This window comes from Vibrio sp. 05-20-BW147 (assembly GCF_013369385.1).
In the GTDB taxonomy this organism is placed as follows: domain Bacteria; phylum Pseudomonadota; class Gammaproteobacteria; order Enterobacterales; family Vibrionaceae; genus Vibrio; species Vibrio floridensis.
This window is the reverse complement of sequence record NZ_SZTO01000002.1, coordinates 307,652-326,190: the sequence shown is the minus strand read 5'-3', so window position 1 is coordinate 326,190 and position 18,539 is coordinate 307,652. Positions and strand designations below refer to the sequence as shown.

Here is an 18,539-nt window from a genome sequence, read left to right as displayed (position 1 = left end):
GGAACAAAGAAAAAGCATAAACCACTGATTTTACATGATTAAGCATAACGATCTCTATACATCTTCTTGTCGGTCTAATCGCCCACGCTACCGCATCCTCGAAGATGAAGATTATTGGCATGCTATCACATAACCATATGAAACAAATATCAAATTTGGATGAAAATACATGTTCATCATCTCAATTAAGTATCAATGTGTAGCCTAATTTTTTTATCCTGTTAAAAATGAGACCACTGTATGTAAGAACAGGCGTTTATCGGAATGAAAAATCAGTTTCTTTTAAGTGTTCAGGATCATATGAGAACACGTCATTACGCAAGTAAAACCATACAAGCGTATATAAGCTGGATTAAGCAGTACATTATTTTCCACAAAATGGCTCATCCTTCGACTCTAAATGAGACTCACGTTGAAGAGTTTTTAAGCTATCTCGCTTTGGAACAAAAAGTGGCCGCAAAAACCCAGGCGCTAGCTTTGAATTCGGTAATGTTTTTGTACCGAGAGTACTTTAGAACTCCATTAAGTAATGAGATAAAATTTCAAAAATCACTACTAGACAGGAAACTGCCTGTTGTACTGACTAAGTCAGAACTCCGTTCCTTAATACAGCATGTTGACCCACGTTACAAACTGCACATCATGCTACTTTACGGATCTGGTTTGCGAGTAATGGAATGTGTACGACTCAGGGTTCAGGACATAGACTACCACTATGGTGCTCTACGGATATGGCAAGGAAAAGGAGGTAAGAACCGGACAGTAACGTTGGCAAAAGAGCTGTTCCCCATGCTTAAACAGCAAGAAGCGTTGGCACTTCGCTACTATCAGAAAGACATCAACACGGCTGGATACTCTGGTGTTTGGTTGACACATTCTCTACAACGGAAATATCGCGGTGCTGAAATGGATTTCAACTGGCACTATCTTTTCCCGTCAGAGAAGCTATCCATTGATCCCGAATCAGATCTATTGCGGAGGCACCATATAAATGAGCAGTCCTTGCAAAGAACAGTTAAAAGAGCGGCTAGGGATGCTGGTATAAATAAGACTGTCACGTGTCATACCCTTCGGCATAGCTTTGCTACCCACTTATTAGAATCAGGGGCAGATATAAGAACAGTGCAAGAGCAACTAGGCCATTCTGACGTTAAAACCACCCAGATATACACTCATGTATTAGAAAGAGGTGCGGGCGGAGTCCTCAGCCCTCTATCTAAGCTTTAGTTTCTGAATACAAAAAAGGAGAGCCTAAGCTCTCCTTTCTCTTAACCTAAACTCTAATTAAAGAGCTGCTTTCGCTTTTTCAACTAGAACTGCAAATGCAGCTTTGTCGAATACAGCGATATCCGCAAGGATCTTACGATCGATCTCGATAGATGCTTTCTTAAGACCGTTGATGAAACGGCTGTAAGATAGACCATTTTGACGAGATGCCGCGTTGATACGTGCAATCCACAGTTGACGGAATTGACGTTTCTTAGCGCGACGGTCACGGTAAGCGTATTGACCAGCTTTAGTAACTGCTTGGAAAGCTACGCGGTAAACACGTGAACGTGCACCGTAGTAACCTTTAGCTTGTTTTAAAACTTTCTTATGACGTGCACGAGCTTGTACACCACGTTTTACGCGAGGCATTATGTCTCTCCTAAACTAAACGATTATGAAACTAAAAAGAATTAAGCGTATGGAAGCATACGAGCAACTGCTGCTACTTCACATCTTGGAAGTAGAGAGTTTGGACGTAGCTGACGCTTGTTCTTAGTAGTACGCTTAGTCAGGATGTGACGTTTAGTAGCGTGCTTGTACTTAATACCACCAGCAGTTTTCTTGAAACGCTTAGCAGCACCTTTGTTGTTTTTCATCTTAGGCATGATGAATAACTCCGCATTGTAGTAGTTTAATAACAACGTAATTAGGGCGAATAAAACCCAGCCGCCTTTCAACGGCTGGGTTTTATTACTTGTAAGCCGTTAATTACTTCTTTTTAGGGGCTAGCACCATGATCATCTGACGACCTTCAATCTTCGTTGGGAAAGATTCAACAACGGCATGTTCCACTGTATCCACTTTCAAACGCTCAAGAACGTCGACACCGATCTCTTGGTGAGCCATCTCACGGCCACGGAAGCGAATTGTTACCTTCACTTTGTTGCCTTCTTCAAGGAAACGGATCAGGTTGCGTAGTTTTACCTGATAGTCTCCGATATCAGTTCCAGGTCGGAATTTTAGTTCCTTGATCTGAATCTGTTTTTGCTTTTTCTTCTGCTCTTTCGTAGCTTTGCTCTTCTCGAAGAGGAACTTGCCATAGTCCATCACACGACAGACTGGTGGCTCGGCGTTAGGGCTGATCTCTACGAGATCCATACCAGCTTCTTCTGCTGCAGCAAGTGCTTCTTGGATCGAAACGACACCTACAGATTCACCGTCAGCGCCTGTTAAACGAACTTCACGAACGCCACGAATTTCACCGTTTAAACGGTGCTGGTTTTGTTTGACCGGAACTTGGCCACGTCTTCCGCCTTTAATAGTTTATTCCTCCAGATTGAGCTTACGGCTAGCGATTTGATCTTGGATGTAAGAAACAAAGTCATCCACTTTAAATTTACCCAAATCGTTACCTTTACGTGTGCGTACTGCGATTTCTCCGGCTTCCATCTCTTGGTCACCGCAAACCAACATAAACGGCACACGTTTCAAAGTATGTTCGCGGATTTTAAAGCCAATCTTCTCATTTCTCAAGTCCGCTTTTGCTCTAATTCCACATTTTTGTAGTTTCTGGGCGATTTCCTGAGCATAATCAGCCTGTTTGTCAGTGATGTTCATGATCACAGCCTGCTCTGGTGCCAACCAAGTTGGGAAGAAACCAGCATATTCTTCGATAAGAATACCGATGAAACGCTCAAGAGAACCCAAAATGGCACGGTGAATCATCACTGGCACTAAACGCTCATTGTTTTCACCCACATAAGTCGCACCTAAGCGATTTGGTAGGTTGAAATCGAGCTGAACGGTACCACACTGCCATGCGCGACCTAGGCAGTCGAATAGTGTAAATTCAATCTTAGGGCCGTAGAAGGCACCCTCGCCCTCTTGAATCTCGTAAGCGATATCCATAGATTCTAGGGCCTGCTTTAGCGCTTCCTCAGATTGATCCCAAATTTCATCGCTACCTACACGCTGTTCAGGACGCGTAGACAGTTTCACCGCGATGTTGTCAAAGCCAAATGTTTGGTACGTGTCGTAAACCATCTTGATACAATTGGTTACTTCATCTTGGATTTGGCTTTCTGTACAGAAGATGTGTGCATCATCCTGAGTAAAACCACGAACACGCATGATACCGTGTAGCGCACCTGATGGCTCGTTACGGTGACAAGAGCCGAACTCAGCCATACGTAGCGGTAGATCGCGGTACGATTTTAGACCTTGGTTAAAGATCTGCACATGACCTGGACAGTTCATTGGCTTGATGGCGTATTCACGGTTCTCTGAAGAAGTAGTGAACATCGCATCTGCGTATTTGTCCCAGTGGCCAGAGCGTTCCCAAAGTACACGGTCCATCATTAATGGGCCTTTTACTTCTTGATAGCCATATTCCGTGAGCTTCTCACGAATAAAGACTTCAAGATCGCGGAATACAGACCAACCATTGTGATGCCAGAACACCATGCCCGGTGCTTCTTGCTGCATATGGAACAAATCAAGCTGTTTACCGATCTTACGATGGTCACGTTTTGCCGCTTCTTCAAGACGAGTCAGGTGATCTTTCAGCGCTTTCTTATCGTGGAAAGCGGTACCATAGATGCGTTGAAGCATCTTGTTGTCGCTATTACCACGCCAGTACGCACCAGCCACGTTCAACAAAGTAAAGTGCTGACAGAAGCTCATGTTTGGCACGTGTGGACCACGACACATATCGATGTATTCTTCGTGATGGTAAAGACCTGGGCGGTCGTCACGTGATACGTTTTCATCCAAGATTTCCATCTTGTATGTTTCACCACGAGCTTCAAACGCGTCACGCGCTTCCTGCCAGCTTACTTTTTTCTTGATAACCTGATATTTGGTTTTCGCCAATGCTTGCATGCGTGCTTCGATCTTTTCTAGATCTTCTTGCGTCAATGACTCTTCCAAATCGATATCGTAGTAGAAACCATTATCAATGGTTGGGCCGATAGCCATTTTGGCATTTGGATAAAGTTGCTTCAGTGCGTGACCAAGTAGGTGAGCACAAGAGTGGCGAACAATTTCTAGACCATCGACTTCATCTTTCGTGGTGATGATCTCTAAGCTTGCATCTTCTTCGATTAAATCGCATGCATCGACGCGTTGGCCATTCACACGACCAGCAATGGTTGCTTTCGCAAGACCGGGGCCGATAGATAGCGCGACATCCATCGTTGATACAGGGTTATCAAATTGACGTTGACTGCCGTCAGGAAGAGTAATAATAGGCATTTTGATTCCTTTACAGTGGTGTTGCACACCAAGCAACACGTGTTCAGTAATTACGCTTTGAAAATCAATATATTAATAATCAAACATAAATGAATTTAGATAATTTTCGACAAGCTTTGGTACAAATACGGATGCACCTGCGCTTGAAGCGGAACATTGTAAACGATTAGGCTTAAATCACAACGATTTAAATCGCTCTCTTTAGGCGAATGAAAAGACTGAAGTGGTAACGGCCCGACGAAAGTGAGGTTTGAAGAGGACTTTAAGCAAAACAGAAAGAAGGCCGACATTCACTGATCCACGAATATCGACCTGACTCGCTTAAGCAAAGTTCAGCGACACAACATTAAGCGCTTAATACTGGCGCGATGGCTTGCGCGATTTGTGAGTCCGTTGCGTTTAGTGGCAGAGTGAATGAGCGGTACTGATCCCCAGCTAAACTGAGCGAACGATCAATTTCCGCTAAGCAATGCACCACACCACCCTCCAGAATAAAAGATAACTCAATCTCTTTGCTGCCTAGGAAGCCATTGCTACGAAACTCAAGCTCTTGATAACAACCAGAGCGCGACGCAAAATTTTGCCCTCGAAGAAAACCTTTCTCTACATCCGCTTTCACCATGTTAAAACCAGCGCTAGTGATTGCGGCAATCACTTTTTGTACCACTGGCAAAGGTTTAACATCAATAAAGTCTCGGTCTCGCGGGTCTATCGCAAACTCAATGTCTAATGACGTTTCCAGCCAAACATGGCATTGGTTTTTCAATGCGTTCACTGCGGTGACTGGCGTTTCATCGTGAAGTTTTAACTCAAACGCCACGCTTTTTTGCTCGCCCGCTTGAATGATAAATGGCTCTACGGCTTGAATTTTGTCGATGGTGAAGGTTTGGTAGCTCACGCCATTATCTGATTCAACTTTGACCTCCGTGTTGAGCTTTACTGTAATTGCGTCGATTTTCTGCTCAACATCACCGCCTTGAATATGCACCTGACCTTTTAGAGTTTGCCCTTGCTGCACGCTCATTTCATCAAGAATTGTATCGACCTTCGCCGCCCCAATACCCAAAGACGCTTTTAACTTCTTAAACATACCTTTCCTTTCTATCTTTGTACTATTTCAGTCGTTTTTGTTATCTGATTCTGTTTACACAACCCTACTTAAACCTGCAAGAAAATTAACTCACCTCGCTCGTAACAATGTGTTTCACCACAAAATGCGGCGATGAAGTTGCTTTTTCAACGTTAATTACGCACTATTTGTATAGTCAATTAGAGGAAAGATTATGCCATCACCGCTGTATATTCAGATCAAACAGTTCATTGAAACAAAAATCGACAGTGGCGAGTGGTACATCGGCTTTAAGATCGCAACTGAGCTAGAGCTGACCGAGCAATTTGGCGTCAGCCGCATGACCGTCAATAAAGCCATTCGCGATTTGGTCAATGAGGGGAAATTGCAAAGGCGACCACGTTTAGGCACGTTTGTCTGTGATAAACCAGAAAAGGCAGAATCTCCACTGCTCGATGTCCGTAACATTGCCGAGGAGGTGGTCAATCGCGGCAAGACGCATCACAGCAAAGTCATTCAACAATTGGTCCTCAAAGCGGATGATACGATTGCAACCAAACTCGGTGTAATGCTAGGAACCAAAGTGTTCTACAGTGAAATTATTCACTACGAGGATAAGGAGCCTATCCAGCTCGAGTTGCGCTGGGTTAACAGCCTCTATGCACCCCGCTATTTGCAACAAGATTTCACCCAAATGACCCCCAATCAGTATCTTTCTGAGAACTGCCCTTTGAGTGCGATGGAACATACGGTTGAAGCCATCATGCCCGATACCCGTATTCGCCAAGAGCTCAACATGAAAGTCAATGAACCTTGTCTGCTGCTCAACCGTCGTACTTGGAGTGAAGACAAACTCGTCAGCACCGCACTGCTGTATCATCCGGGTAATCGCTACAAGCTGAGCTCTAAGATTTTGTTGTAATTTAGAGTATCACACTTCGATTTGATCACATTTCAGCAACATTCACCTTGTCACAACGGTTATTTTCTCCTATTTATTTGTATATACATTTAGTCAATACAAATCATTGGAACCTTAATCATGGATCTGTTGCTTACCAACGCACGCCTTGTCACTTTGCAATCAGGGGAAATGGGTTATCAACCCAGCACGCCGATGTCGATTGGCATTAAGGCGGGGAAGATCCATTATCTAGGCATTGACACGGCACTGGCTGCTACTAAGCAAATTGATCTAAAAGGTAAGCTGGTTACTCCCGGTCTTATCGACTGCCACACACATCTTGTTTACGCGGGTAATCGGTCCAACGAATTTGAAATGCGATTGCAGGGAGTTCCCTATCAAGAAATCGCTCGCCAAGGCGGCGGCATTCTTTCTACCGTTTACGCGACACGCCAAGCCAGTGAAGCGCAGTTACTCGAACAAACGCTACCACGTCTTGATGGCTTGCTTGCCAGTGGCGTCACGTCGGTTGAAGTCAAATCGGGTTATGGATTAACACTGGTTGATGAAATCAAAATGCTGCGAGTGGCAAAGTCCTTATCACAGCATCGATTGGTGAAGGTCACACCAACACTGTTGGCCGCCCATGCCCTCCCCCCTGAATTTACTGGCCGTGCGAACGACTATATCGAGCTTATTTGCCAAGAGATCATCCCACTGGTGGCCGAAGAACAGTTAGCCACCAGCGTCGACGTATTTTGTGAGTCAATTGGGTTTGATTTGGCACAAACAGAAAGAGTCTATGCTTGTGCTGTCGAGCACGGGCTGCGTGTCAAAGGGCACACAGAGCAACTGTCAAATTTGGGCGGAACCGCTTTAACTGCTCGTTATCAGGGGCTTTCTGCTGACCATATTGAATTTCTTGATCCAGCAGGCGTCGAAGCACTCGCCCGTTCATCGACCGTCGCGACTCTATTGCCTGGGGCGTTCTATTTTCTGCGTGAAACTCAATTGCCGCCGATTGAACTATTGCGTCAGTTTGGTGTGCCCATGGCCATTGCCAGCGATGTTAACCCCGGCACCTCACCATTTTGTGATTTAACTTTAATGATGAACATGGCTTGTACCCTCTTTCGTTTAACGCCAGAAGAAGCTTTACGTGGCGTCACTCAACATGCGGCGCAAGCATTGGGCTATGCGGAGAGTCGAGGGCAAATCAAAACAGGTTATGACGCGGATCTCGCCATCTGGCAGATCGAGCATCCCGCAGATCTCAGTTATCAAGTCGGAACTCAGCGTCTCTTTGCAAGAGTCGTTGATGGTCAATTCGAGCAGCACAAGGAGTGTTGTGATGAGTAAACATTTTTTTCTTCATAATGAATTTCATTGGCAAGGTCGCCACGATGCAGAAGACGGTGCCGCGGGTTTGCGGGTTCATCATGTGGTGCAGCAGATCGATTATACCCATATCGGTGAAAATCCTTATGGTGTCGCCCTGCTTGGCTTCGCCTGTGATGCGGGCGTGGCGCGCAATAAAGGCCGCATTGGCGCAAAGAAATCACCGGATTTGATCCGCCGAGCTTTAGCCAACTTAGCGTGGCATTCACCACATCCGCTCTACGACTTGGGCACCGTTGTGTGCGATGACGACCTGCTGGAATCAAGCCAGCAGCACTGCGCCAAAATTATTGCCGAAGTTCTTCCGAGTGTTCCTGTCATTACCCTAGGGGGTGGCCACGAAGTGGCATGGGCGTCCTTTTCTGGTTTGGCGCGCTATTTTGAACAGCATCATCCTGAAAAAGCCCCTAAAATTGGCATCATCAATTTCGACGCGCATTTCGACTTACGCGCTTTTTCAAGTTCACAAGCCGATGTCAAGCCAAGCTCAGGCACGCCTTTCAATCAAATACAGCACTATTGCCAGCAACAAGGTTGGGTTTTTCATTACGCTTGCCTAGGTGTGAGTAAGGCAAGCAACACGCGCGCCTTGTTTGAGCGTGCCGAGCAACTCAACGTGTGGTTTGTTGAAGACAAAGATCTTGGCTCGGTAAATCACGACTACCATCTTACCCAGTTGCAGCATTTTATCGACGACTGCGACTACCTCTATCTGACGATTGATTTAGACGTTTTCCCTGCGGCCACCGCGCCAGGTGTAAGTGCCCCTGCGGCAAGAGGGGTCAGTTACGACAACTTAGCGCCCTTTCTTGATCGTATCCTCGCGCACCGAGACAAATTAATGTTGGCCGACATTGCCGAATACAACCCGACTTATGACGTCGACAGCCAAACAGCGCGGCTAGCGGCCAGATTGTGCTGGGACATTGCCAACGCCATGAACGACAAACTCGAACATCAATAAACAGAACAACAATCAGGTGAACCGATGAGTTCACCGCTACGTGAAATTAAAGGAGTCTTACAATGACACAGAGCCAAGGACAAGATCCTCGCCTAGACACCAGCCGAACCATTCGCGCCCCTCATGGCACCACGCTAAGAGCCAAGTCATGGTTGACCGAAGCGCCATTGCGCATGCTGATGAATAATTTGGATCCTGATGTGGCTGAGCATCCGCACGCCTTAGTGGTGTATGGCGGCATTGGGCGTGCAGCACGCAATTGGGCATGCTTCGACAAGATTGTTGAAGTGCTTGAGCGCCTGGAAGACGACCAAACTTTGTTGGTTCAATCAGGTAAACCTGTGGGTGTCTTCCCTACACATAAAAATGCACCACGCGTGCTGATCGCCAACTCTAACCTGGTTCCACACTGGGCAAACTGGGAACACTTCAATGAGCTCGATAAACAAGGCTTGATGATGTATGGCCAAATGACCGCGGGCAGCTGGATCTACATCGGCTCTCAAGGCATCGTGCAGGGTACCTACGAAACCTTCGTCGCTGTTGCAAAAAAACACTTCGCTGGTGAAGCAAAAGGTCGCTGGGTACTCACTGGTGGTCTTGGTGGCATGGGCGGCGCGCAGCCACTTGCTGCAACCATGGCGGGCTTCTCGATGATTGCCGTTGAATGTGACGAATCGCGTATCGATTATCGCCTACGTACGGGTTATGTCGATAAGAAAGCGACCACCCTAGAGGAAGCGCTGGCCATCGTCAAAGAATCCGACACGCCTGTCTCTGTTGGCTTACTGGGTAACGCCGCCGATGTGTTCGCAGAATTGGTAGAGCGCAACATCACGCCCGATGTCGTCACCGATCAAACCTCGGCACATGACCCGTTGAATGGCTACTTACCGCAAGGCTGGAGTATGGCCTACGCAGCGGAAATGCGTCAGCAAGATGAAAACGCTGTCGTCAAAGCCGCAAAACAGTCCATGGCGGTTCAAGTCAAAGCCATGCTTGAACTGCAAAGTCGTGGAGCCGCCACGCTCGATTACGGCAATAACATTCGTCAAATGGCGCTAGAAGAAGGGGTCGAGAATGCATTTGATTTCCCGGGCTTCGTGCCAGCCTATATTCGACCTTTGTTCTGCGAAGGCATTGGCCCTTTCCGCTGGGCGGCACTGTCGGGCGATCCTGAAGATATCTACAAAACAGACCAGAAAGTGAAAGAGCTGATTCCTGACAATCCTCATCTGCACAATTGGTTAGACATGGCACGCGAGCGTATTCAATTCCAAGGTTTACCAGCGCGCATTTGCTGGGTGGGTCTGAAAGATCGTGAGCGCCTAGGTCAGGCATTTAATGAAATGGTGAAAAATGGCGAATTAAAAGCGCCGATCGTGATTGGCCGAGATCATCTAGATTCGGGTTCCGTCGCCAGCCCAAACCGTGAAACGGAAGGCATGATGGACGGTTCAGACGCGGTTTCTGACTGGCCACTGCTCAATGCCCTCCTCAATACCGCCGGTGGTGCGACTTGGGTATCACTCCATCATGGTGGTGGTGTCGGCATGGGTTTCTCACAGCACTCTGGAATGGTGATTTGCTGTGACGGAACAGAAGATGCGTCCGCGCGTATTGCCCGAGTGCTGCATAACGATCCCGCGACGGGGGTAATGCGCCACGCCGATGCGGGTTACGACATCGCCAAACAGTGCGCAGCGCAGCAAGGTCTTGACCTGCCGATGCTGAACGAAGAATTGAGAAAGTTGAAGTAAGGAATATGGATATGTTAAATCTCACGCTAAAGCCCGGTTGTCTTAGCTTAAATCAACTGCGTCAAGTCAGTCGTTCCCCGATCAACCTTTCTCTTGATGCGTCAGCGATTCCAGCTATTGAAGAGAGCACGCAAGTGGTTGAACGAGTCATCGCCGAGGATCGCACCGTTTACGGCATTAATACTGGATTTGGCTTATTGGCCAATACACGCATTGCCCCAGAAGATCTTGAAACGCTGCAACGCAGTATCGTCCTTTCTCACGCTGCGGGTATCGGCGAGTTCATGGCAGATGAAACGGTCCGTCTGATGATGGTGCTCAAAATCAATAGCCTATCCCGTGGTTATTCCGGTATTCGTCTCAACGTCATTCAAATGCTGATCGATTTGGTCAACGCGCAAGTTTATCCTTGTGTACCACAAAAAGGCTCGGTTGGGGCATCGGGCGATTTGGCCCCACTGGCTCATATGAGCACAGTGCTACTGGGTGAAGGGCAAGCGCGTCACAACGGCAAAATTATCTCAGGCCTAGAAGCCCTCAAAATTGCTGGCCTTGAACCGATCACGCTTGCGCCAAAAGAAGGTCTGGCACTACTGAATGGCACACAGGCGTCGACAGCTTTCGCGTTGGAAGGTCTGTTTATCGCTGAAGACCTCTTCGCATCCGCCACCGTCTGCGGCGCAATGTCAGTTGAAGCTGCGCTAGGGAGTCGCCGTCCTTTTGACCCGCGTATTCACCGCGTGCGTGGGCACCGCAGCCAAATGGATTCTGCGATGGCCTATCGTCATCTACTGGACACCAGTAGTGAAATTGGCCAGTCACACAGCAACTGTGAAAAGGTGCAAGACCCTTATTCGTTGCGTTGCCAGCCGCAAGTGATGGGCGCATGTCTGCAGCAGATCCGTAACTCAGCAGAGATCTTGTTGGTTGAGTCGAACTCGGTTTCCGACAATCCCCTCGTATTTGCTGAAGATGACGACATCATTTCTGGTGGTAACTTCCACGCGGAGCCTGTTGCGATGGCAGCAGACAACCTTGCTCTCGCGATTGCAGAAATCGGTAGCCTCTCAGAGCGCCGCATGGCATTGCTGATTGATAGCGCACTCTCTAAGCTGCCACCATTTTTGGTTGATAACGGCGGAGTCAACTCTGGTTTTATGATTGCGCAAGTGACCTCGGCGGCGTTGGCAAGTGAAAACAAAAGCCTTGCACATCCGGCATCCGTGGATAGCTTACCAACGTCAGCGAACCAAGAAGATCATGTGTCCATGGCCACCTTTGCTGCCCGTCGTTTACGTGAAATGGGTGAAAACACACGTGGCATCTTAGCGGTAGAGTATCTCTCAGCGGCGCAAGGACTGGATTTCCGTGCACCGCATAAATCCTCACCTCGCATAGAACAAGCAAAGCAGATGCTACGAGAGAAAGTCAGTTTCTATGATAAAGACCGTTACTTTGCTCCGGATATTGAAAAAGCCAATTCACTGCTGAAGCAGGCCGTGCACAACGTGCTGATGCCAGAAGCGCTGTTACCGAGTGTTCTCTAATCACGGATAAGCCAACCATAACCACAAGAGGGCATAACTTGCCCTCTTGCTTCTTATTTCCAGATGTAAACCGTTCACTTTGCACCCAAATCTGTGAACAAATATTGAACTTTCACACTGGATGGACCATTGAATCTGTTCTCATAGCGTATAATCAGCCACAGTTTTGGCTATATCATACGACATATGTTTCTAACACCTTATTTTTCAAGCAATAACCATCAATTCCAGTTCACTCGCGAGCAAGCAAGCCACTTTGCAAAAAAAGTCGCGGGAGACTATAACCCAATCCATGATGAAGACAGCAAGCGCTTCTGCGTACCTGGCGATCTTTTGTTTGCCGTACTGCTCAGCAAAGAAGGCGTCAGCCAAAAAATGCGTTTCGACTTTTCTGGCATGGTCAACGATGGTGTGGCTCTTCACATTGAAAATAAGTGTGCGAAAGAGAGTGCCGTAGTTGATGCTGCAGGTAAAGAGTACCTGCACATGAGTCGCGAAGGCGACGTGAATCGCGATGCGGCTTTCATTGAGCATGTGGTGACCAACTATGTTCAGTTCTCAGGCATGAACTTCCCACACATCATGGTTCCTCTGATGGAAGAGCAACAGATGATGATCAATTGCCAGCGTCCTCTGGTGATTTACGAAAGCATGGAAGTCGAATTTGAACGTCTGGATCTTTCTCACCCAGAGGTGGCATTTACTGGCGCGACCTTTGATGTCGATGGGAAACGTGGTGTTGTCACCCTTAACTTCGCGTTCAAAGAAGATGGTGAAGTCGTTGGACGAGGGGTTAAACGCATGGTAGCCAGCGGCCTAAAGCCTTATGACCAAGATGCTGTTGATGACTTGGTTAACCGCTTTAACGAACGTAAAGAAGCCTTTTTGCAGCAGTTTGCGCAAGCGGCATAAATAACGTAAAGAACAACGAATGCAAAAAGGGAGCTTAATATAGGCTCCCTTTTTTCTATGACAGTAAACAGGCCTGCATCGAGGCCTGTTTTGAACACTTGGTGCTATGATTGTTTGCGTCTTGCCAAAACCAGCAAAGCGATGAGCGACAACCAGCCTAAGCTCCCACCGCCGCTACCTGTAGAGAAGCTAGGCTGTATTACTGATGGCAAAATCAGCGAAGAGCTGTAACGGATGCCATTTAAGTAACCACGATCTTCCCCTCCACTTCCTACCTTATCTTTCACATAAACCACTTCAACGACGTTCTTCTCACGTGGCAACACGAATGAAACTGTCCCTTCTTGCTCACCACTTGCTGATAACTCTAGCCGTCCATTCACAAAGACTTTCAGTTCATCATAGTCTTCTTCCGATGAGACCGCTAAGTCCAGAGCCACTTGCCCTTTAGCGATTCCTGAAATCGCAAAAGTAGAGTACTGATCATCGCTAATCACGCTTGATACAATACCTGTACTCGTTCGTTGCCACCCGTTGGCTTGGCTAAAAACGGACAGTTGCTGATTTGGTACTTGCTCGCTCACCCAATCCGACAAAGGTGAACTTGCCACTGGATAAGATTGATAATGCACTTGTGAACTTACAGAACCAATCCCTTGTGAACTATCCATAGTGACATTAAAAGAAAAGTCTCCATCGCCAGCAACGTTATAGCTTACTGTTACCTCGCACTTATCTCCCACCGGTAAGGGTTGAATACAGCTATTATTGTCAACTGTGACACCCTGACCCCTTGTTAGATTCGACAGAATCAACTCACTCTCAGTATTGTTTTGGTACGTTAGTGTCGTACTCTGAGCACCTTTTCCGAGGATACCTGCATAAACATGCTGATCGTAACTCAGACCTTTGGTTTTCGCTGCAATCCAGTTTGCGTAATAACTGACATTGGCATACACACCGTATTTGCCTGCCACCGCGCAGCCATCACCCCAGCTGACGATACCCAGTTGTTTGTATTGTCCTCCATCCATGACGACAATCGGACCACCACTGTCACCTTGACAGGAGTCTTTTCCTCCCTGCACCACACCCGCGCAGAATGCGTTTTCCGTGATTTTATCGTAGCCCAGCGCTGGTACGTTTTTGCAGACTTGCTGATCAATCAGTTCTACGTTGACCTGTTGTAACTGAGTTGCTTTTCTGAACTCATCCGTTGGGTCTTGATCCCCCCAGCCCATTACGGTGAGAGCTTGACCAGCCGCAAGTTCGTCTCTTAGGTTAAATTCTGCAAGTGTCACTGCAGGACCTTCGTAAGCTTCGCTCAGTTCGAGTATGGCGATGTCGTTTCCCTGAGCCGCACCATCATACTCTTCATGAATATATACTTTACGTACCGAAAGCCGCTGTTCACTCGTCGCTGCAGACAAGTCCTGCTGGCCGATGATCACTTCGATGTCATCACCCAGCGTCGCATCCAAACAGTGTGCTGCCGTCAGGACATACCGAGAGCCAATGAAACTGGCACCACAAAACTGACCTTTGCCACCCTTGTAGCCCTTACTCACAACCGCCGCCATAAATGGCCATTTTTCTGCAGGTGCGGTAGTACCACCAATTATACGGCTTGTACGTTCAAGTGAATTGATTGGGGTTATAGATGGTTCTTGGGCTATAACATGACAACTTGCCAATGCTATCGCCGAGGCAAATACTGGTGAGAGTTTACTTGGACGGGTCATCGAAATTTCCTTACAACATGACGTTAATGATTTGTATTTTTAACGAGATGTGAGGATGATATCCCAAGCCATCAATAGATAGAACGAATGAATACAAAGTTTCGTTGTATTTTATAGACCTATTTCACGCTGTTGAAAATTAACATTTTCTACATTAGTGCTTTATTGAAATAGTCAGAACCAACGCCTGACTTGATTTTTATAGTCTAAAAACGTTGGGCCAAAAAGACGCTCTAACGCTCTTTCTTCCGGACGTATTTGAAAGCGGTTCATATAAATCACAAACAAAGGACATCCGACAAACGCCAGGCCGTTTTGTAACCAAAGAGCATAAGCGAGAAGTAACAATAGCAAGGCAAGGTACATCGGGTTTCTGCTGTAACGAAAGATTCCGCTCGAAACTACTGAACTAGCACTTTCTGGTTTTATTGGATTTACCGTTGTTTTTGCACGGCGAAACTCGAGCACGCCAGAAAGGCCCACCACACCAGAAACCGCAAACAACGCACCTGCGAACCATTGGTAACCGACAATTGTGAACGTCAGCGACGGTAGACTCATTGAGATCAAATACATCACTAACATAACCAACAAAAATACCGCCACCGGTGGCACTTTTAACTCCAATTTGTCCATTTTTGGCTCCTACCAAAGCTTGAACTTCTCAAGTCAGAATATGCGTTACATCGATAAAAAACCCAGCAGAGCGCTGGGTTTGATATTGATTACTGCAACATTCCAAGTAACGCTTGAACTGGATGCTGCGGCTGAATACCTTCGAAACGTTTTACTTGGGAACGACAGGAATAGCCAGTAATTAAACAGCGATCTTTGGGCAACAAATCCAAGCTCGGTTTCCAACTAAGGCCATAAATATCTTTCGACATTTGTAGCTTGTCACTTTCGTGGCCAAATGTTCCCGCCATACCACAGCAGCCAACGGGGACAGTATTTAGTTGAGCGCCAAAGTGAGCAAAGATCCTTCCCCATTCTTTTTCCGCATTGGGTAGCTTGGTTTTTTCTGTACAGTGGGCAAACAAGTACCAAGGCTCATCAACCGTTTTCGTCTCAGTATTAAACTCAGCAAGACGTGGCAATAACCATTCATGAGCAGTTAATACCTCAAAATCACCCCGTTTATCGCCCAAAATCTCTTTGTACTCATCGCGATAACAGAGTACCAGCGCGGGATCAACACCCACCATTGGGATCTCTAAGTCCGCCACCATTTGTAGAAATGTTGCTGTATTCCCGGCAGTTTGTCCAAAGCGCTTCAAGAAACCTTTAATGTGTTGCGCTTTTCCGTTGGGTTTAAATGGCAGTAACACCGGCGTTTTACCCAGTTTAATCGCAAGCGTCGTAAAATCTTCTACCACTTGCGCATCATAATAGCTGGTAAACGGATCCTGAACGACCAACACATGATGGCGTTTTTCCTCGCTCGACAACCCCTTGAGCTGTTGCAAGTCAAAGGTTTTCAACGCAGAAAGTCGTTGCTTCAATGTCGGCACAGATAACAAAGGCGTATCCACATAGCCCACAGTTTTCTCGGTCAAGCGTTCTACCCAAGGCTGACCGATCACACCATTAATCAGTTGCGGTGCTTTCGCCATAATCGGTAGTAACGTCTCGATATTGGCAACCAGATAATCTTTCGCCGGACGCTGATAACGGCTGTGATAAATATTGAGGAAACGGGAACGGAAACTTGGTACATCGACTTTAATCGGGCATTGGCTGGCACACGCTTTACACGCCAAACAACCATTCATAGCCTCATACACTTCATGAGAGAAGTCGTACTCATGACGCTGATTAATTCGATTACGGACTCGATCAAGCATGTTCTTAATGGTCGGAGAACCCTGTAGGGTTTGAGCTTCCAAATCCAAAATATCAATGCCCTGCTCAGTCAGCTGGCGCAACCATTCACGAACCAAACCTGCACGACCTTTTGGCGAATGGCGTCTGTCTGCAGTGACTTTCATCGAAGGACACATGGGTGAGCTCGTGTCGTAGTTAAAACACAAGCCATTGCCATTACATTCCATTGCCTGTTTGAAGCTATCACGGACTTTGACATCGATTTGTCGGTCAAAGTACCCACGCTTGGTGCCAGAGACTTTAACAAGTTCTGCATCACTACCAAGCGGGGTACAGATCTTACCTGGGTTCATTTTATTGTGAGGATCGAACGCCGCTTTAATACGTCTTAGCTCGGTAAACAGCTCTTGGCCAAAAAACTCCGGGCCATATTCTGAGCGAAAACCCTTGCCGTGCTCACCCCACATTAAACCACCGTATTTTGCGACAAGCTTGACCACTTCATCTGAGACTTCATGCATCAGCAACTCTTGTTTAGGATCACAAAGGTCAAGCGCAGGGCGCACATGGAGCACACCCGCATCCACGTGGCCAAACATGCCGTATTCGAGATTTTTACTGTCCAGCAGCTGGCGAAACTCAGCAATAAAATCGGCCAAGTTTTCTGGTGGCACACAGGTATCTTCCGCAAATGCGACTGGTTTGGCTCGCCCTTTTGCAGCGCCAAGTAACCCTACCGCTTTCTTACGCATGTTGTAGATACGCCCCAAGCTAGCCACGTCGTTACACACTTGATAACCAATAATGCCGGCTTCACCGTGTTCCAGCATGCTGTCGAGTTTGCAGGTCAGCGCAGCAACTTGCTCTGCCACTTCCAACTCATTTTCACCTGCGTATTCCACCATGTTCAAACCGAGCATTTCCTGACCTGGTACATCAGTAATCAAATCACTCACGCTGTGCCAAACAATGTCTTGTTTAGCGAGATTCAGAACTTTGGAATCGACGGTTTCAACAGACAGTGCTTTTGCCTCAACCATAAAGGGCGCATTACGTAGCGCGGCGTCGAAACTGTTGTATTTTACATTTACGAGCGTGCGCGCTTTAGGAATCGGTGTAAGGTTGAGTTTGGCTTCAGTGATGAACGCCAATGAACCTTCGGCACCACAGAGTACCCGAGTAAAATTAAACTCTCCGGTTTGTTCTTCAATTGCATTCTTTAAATCATAACCGGTTAGAAAGCGGTTCAATGGCGGGAATTTCGCTAAAATCTGCTGACGCTTTTCTCGACAAACGGCTTCCGTCGTTTGTAAAGCGTGGTATGCGTACTGGCCTTCCTCAGGCAAGCCTTTTGAAAGGTCTGATTCGAGGACCGAACCATCGGCAAAAACCGCTTGCAGTGACAAGACATGATCGGACGTTTTGCCGTATTTCAGCGAACCTTGCCCAGAGGCATCTGTATTAATCATCCCACCCAGCGTTGCACGATTGCTGGTCGACAAATCTGGAGAAAAGAAAAAACCATACGGTCGAACCGCATCGTTAAGCTGATCTTTTACCACACCCGCTTGAACACGCACCCAGCCTTCTTGCTCATTGATCTCCAGAACCTTGTTCATATGACGAGACATATCAACCACAATTCCTTTGGTCAACGATTGCCCATTGGTCCCAGTACCACCGCCTCGAGGAGAGAAGGAGATGCGTTCATATTGAGTACTCAGGCTAAGCTTAGCGATCAAGGCGACATCTTCTGTACTTTTAGGTAAGAGAACCGCTTGAGGGAGCTGCTGATAGACGCTGTTATCAGTCGCCACAGCAAGGCGACTCGCGTAGTGTGATTCAATATCACCGTTGAAACCAGCTTGCTCAAGTTCTTTGAGAAAACTCAGGACAACGGGATCAACATCCGATTGAGAATTAAGTCTTGGTAACATTTGCTTCCTGCCCCTACAACA

Annotated in this window: 15 protein-coding genes; 7 read left to right on the top strand and 8 right to left on the bottom strand. The window is 47.1% G+C overall.

Going from position 1 to position 18,539, the window contains the following annotated elements:
• The first annotated feature begins 264 nt into the window (after positions 1 to 264).
• Positions 265 to 1,227 carry an integron integrase gene (locus FC652_RS02775; RefSeq protein ID WP_176297393.1) on the top strand — a complete coding sequence of 321 codons (963 nt, stop codon included), beginning with the start codon at positions 265 to 267 and terminating at the stop codon, positions 1,225 to 1,227.
• A gap of 57 nt (positions 1,228 to 1,284) precedes the next feature.
• Here FC652_RS02775 and rplT read toward each other — a convergent pair whose 3' ends face one another.
• From rplT to FC652_RS02750, 5 genes are all read right to left on the bottom strand, one after another.
• Positions 1,285 to 1,638 carry a 50S ribosomal protein L20 gene (rplT, locus tag FC652_RS02770; protein ID WP_004727974.1) on the bottom strand — a complete coding sequence of 118 codons (354 nt, stop codon included), beginning with the start codon at positions 1,636 to 1,638 and terminating at the stop codon, positions 1,285 to 1,287.
• A gap of 41 nt (positions 1,639 to 1,679) precedes the next feature.
• Positions 1,680 to 1,874, bottom strand: coding sequence for a 50S ribosomal protein L35 (rpmI, locus tag FC652_RS02765; RefSeq protein WP_011080265.1), 195 nt, complete (start codon positions 1,872 to 1,874; stop codon positions 1,680 to 1,682).
• A 103-nt stretch (positions 1,875 to 1,977) separates the two neighbouring features.
• Positions 1,978 to 2,529 carry a translation initiation factor IF-3 gene (infC, locus tag FC652_RS02760; protein WP_081036175.1) on the bottom strand — a complete coding sequence of 184 codons (552 nt, stop codon included), beginning with the start codon at positions 2,527 to 2,529 and terminating at the stop codon, positions 1,978 to 1,980.
• Positions 2,530 to 2,532: 3 nt separating this feature from the next.
• Complete coding sequence (thrS, locus tag FC652_RS02755; RefSeq protein ID WP_103185269.1) at positions 2,533 to 4,461, bottom strand: threonine--tRNA ligase; 1,929 nt, start codon at positions 4,459 to 4,461, stop codon at positions 2,533 to 2,535.
• Between the two features lie 346 nt (positions 4,462 to 4,807).
• Entirely contained in the window at positions 4,808 to 5,551 is a 744-nt protein-coding gene (locus FC652_RS02750; protein ID WP_176297392.1) for a sporulation protein, read from the bottom strand.
• A gap of 193 nt (positions 5,552 to 5,744) precedes the next feature.
• On the opposite strand from FC652_RS02750, the gene hutC reads away from it, so the two are divergent.
• The 6 genes from hutC (at position 5,745) to FC652_RS02720 (ending at position 13,015) form a co-directional block, all read left to right on the top strand.
• On the top strand, positions 5,745 to 6,452 hold the full coding sequence (hutC, locus tag FC652_RS02745) for a histidine utilization repressor (protein ID WP_176297391.1): 708 nt from the start codon (positions 5,745 to 5,747) through the stop codon (positions 6,450 to 6,452).
• Between the two features lie 120 nt (positions 6,453 to 6,572).
• Complete coding sequence (gene hutI, locus FC652_RS02740; RefSeq protein WP_176297390.1) at positions 6,573 to 7,793, top strand: imidazolonepropionase; 1,221 nt, start codon at positions 6,573 to 6,575, stop codon at positions 7,791 to 7,793.
• Positions 7,786 to 8,796 carry a formimidoylglutamase gene (hutG, locus tag FC652_RS02735; protein WP_176297389.1) on the top strand — a complete coding sequence of 337 codons (1,011 nt, stop codon included), beginning with the start codon at positions 7,786 to 7,788 and terminating at the stop codon, positions 8,794 to 8,796. Before hutI ends, hutG begins: the two co-directional genes overlap by 8 nt.
• Positions 8,797 to 8,858: 62 nt before the next feature.
• Positions 8,859 to 10,556, top strand: a complete 1,698-nt coding sequence (gene hutU / locus FC652_RS02730; protein ID WP_176297388.1) for a urocanate hydratase — start codon at positions 8,859 to 8,861, stop codon at positions 10,554 to 10,556.
• Between the two features lie 5 nt (positions 10,557 to 10,561).
• Positions 10,562 to 12,103 carry a histidine ammonia-lyase gene (hutH, locus tag FC652_RS02725; protein WP_176297387.1) on the top strand — a complete coding sequence of 514 codons (1,542 nt, stop codon included), beginning with the start codon at positions 10,562 to 10,564 and terminating at the stop codon, positions 12,101 to 12,103.
• A 186-nt stretch (positions 12,104 to 12,289) separates the two neighbouring features.
• The gene (locus FC652_RS02720; protein WP_176297386.1) at positions 12,290 to 13,015 is read left to right on the top strand and encodes a DUF3581 domain-containing protein; all 726 of its coding nucleotides are present in this window, start codon (positions 12,290 to 12,292) and stop codon (positions 13,013 to 13,015) included.
• Between the two features lie 104 nt (positions 13,016 to 13,119).
• Here FC652_RS02720 and FC652_RS02715 read toward each other — a convergent pair whose 3' ends face one another.
• The 3 genes from FC652_RS02715 to FC652_RS02705 all read right to left on the bottom strand — a co-directional run bounded on the left by FC652_RS02715 (position 13,120) and on the right by FC652_RS02705 (position 18,518).
• Complete coding sequence (locus tag FC652_RS02715) at positions 13,120 to 14,757, bottom strand: trypsin-like serine protease (RefSeq protein WP_176297385.1); 1,638 nt, start codon at positions 14,755 to 14,757, stop codon at positions 13,120 to 13,122.
• Positions 14,758 to 14,931: 174 nt separating this feature from the next.
• Entirely contained in the window at positions 14,932 to 15,393 is a 462-nt protein-coding gene (locus FC652_RS02710; protein ID WP_176297384.1) for an isoprenylcysteine carboxylmethyltransferase family protein, read from the bottom strand.
• Positions 15,394 to 15,482: 89 nt separating this feature from the next.
• Positions 15,483 to 18,518, bottom strand: coding sequence for an FAD-binding and (Fe-S)-binding domain-containing protein (locus tag FC652_RS02705; RefSeq protein ID WP_176297383.1), 3,036 nt, complete (start codon positions 18,516 to 18,518; stop codon positions 15,483 to 15,485).
• Positions 18,519 to 18,539: the final 21 nt, after the last annotated feature.

Bases quoted from the DNA above. Each gene is read 5' to 3' on its own strand.
- FC652_RS02775 (WP_176297393.1), top strand. From the start codon at position 265: ATGAAAAATCAGTTTCTTTTAAGTGTTCAGGATCATATGAGAACACGT.
- rplT (WP_004727974.1), bottom strand. From the start codon at position 1,638: ATGCCTCGCGTAAAACGTGGTGTACAAGCTCGTGCACGTCATAAGAAA.
- rpmI (WP_011080265.1), bottom strand. From the start codon at position 1,874: ATGCCTAAGATGAAAAACAACAAAGGTGCTGCTAAGCGTTTCAAGAAA.
- thrS (WP_103185269.1), bottom strand. From the start codon at position 4,461: ATGCCTATTATTACTCTTCCTGACGGCAGTCAACGTCAATTTGATAAC.
- FC652_RS02750 (WP_176297392.1), bottom strand. From the start codon at position 5,551: ATGTTTAAGAAGTTAAAAGCGTCTTTGGGTATTGGGGCGGCGAAGGTC.
- hutC (WP_176297391.1), top strand. From the start codon at position 5,745: ATGCCATCACCGCTGTATATTCAGATCAAACAGTTCATTGAAACAAAA.
- hutI (WP_176297390.1), top strand. From the start codon at position 6,573: ATGGATCTGTTGCTTACCAACGCACGCCTTGTCACTTTGCAATCAGGG.
- hutG (WP_176297389.1), top strand. From the start codon at position 7,786: ATGAGTAAACATTTTTTTCTTCATAATGAATTTCATTGGCAAGGTCGC.
- hutU (WP_176297388.1), top strand. From the start codon at position 8,859: ATGACACAGAGCCAAGGACAAGATCCTCGCCTAGACACCAGCCGAACC.
- hutH (WP_176297387.1), top strand. From the start codon at position 10,562: ATGGATATGTTAAATCTCACGCTAAAGCCCGGTTGTCTTAGCTTAAAT.
- FC652_RS02720 (WP_176297386.1), top strand. From the start codon at position 12,290: ATGTTTCTAACACCTTATTTTTCAAGCAATAACCATCAATTCCAGTTC.
- FC652_RS02715 (WP_176297385.1), bottom strand. From the start codon at position 14,757: ATGACCCGTCCAAGTAAACTCTCACCAGTATTTGCCTCGGCGATAGCA.
- FC652_RS02710 (WP_176297384.1), bottom strand. From the start codon at position 15,393: ATGGACAAATTGGAGTTAAAAGTGCCACCGGTGGCGGTATTTTTGTTG.
- FC652_RS02705 (WP_176297383.1), bottom strand. From the start codon at position 18,518: ATGTTACCAAGACTTAATTCTCAATCGGATGTTGATCCCGTTGTCCTG.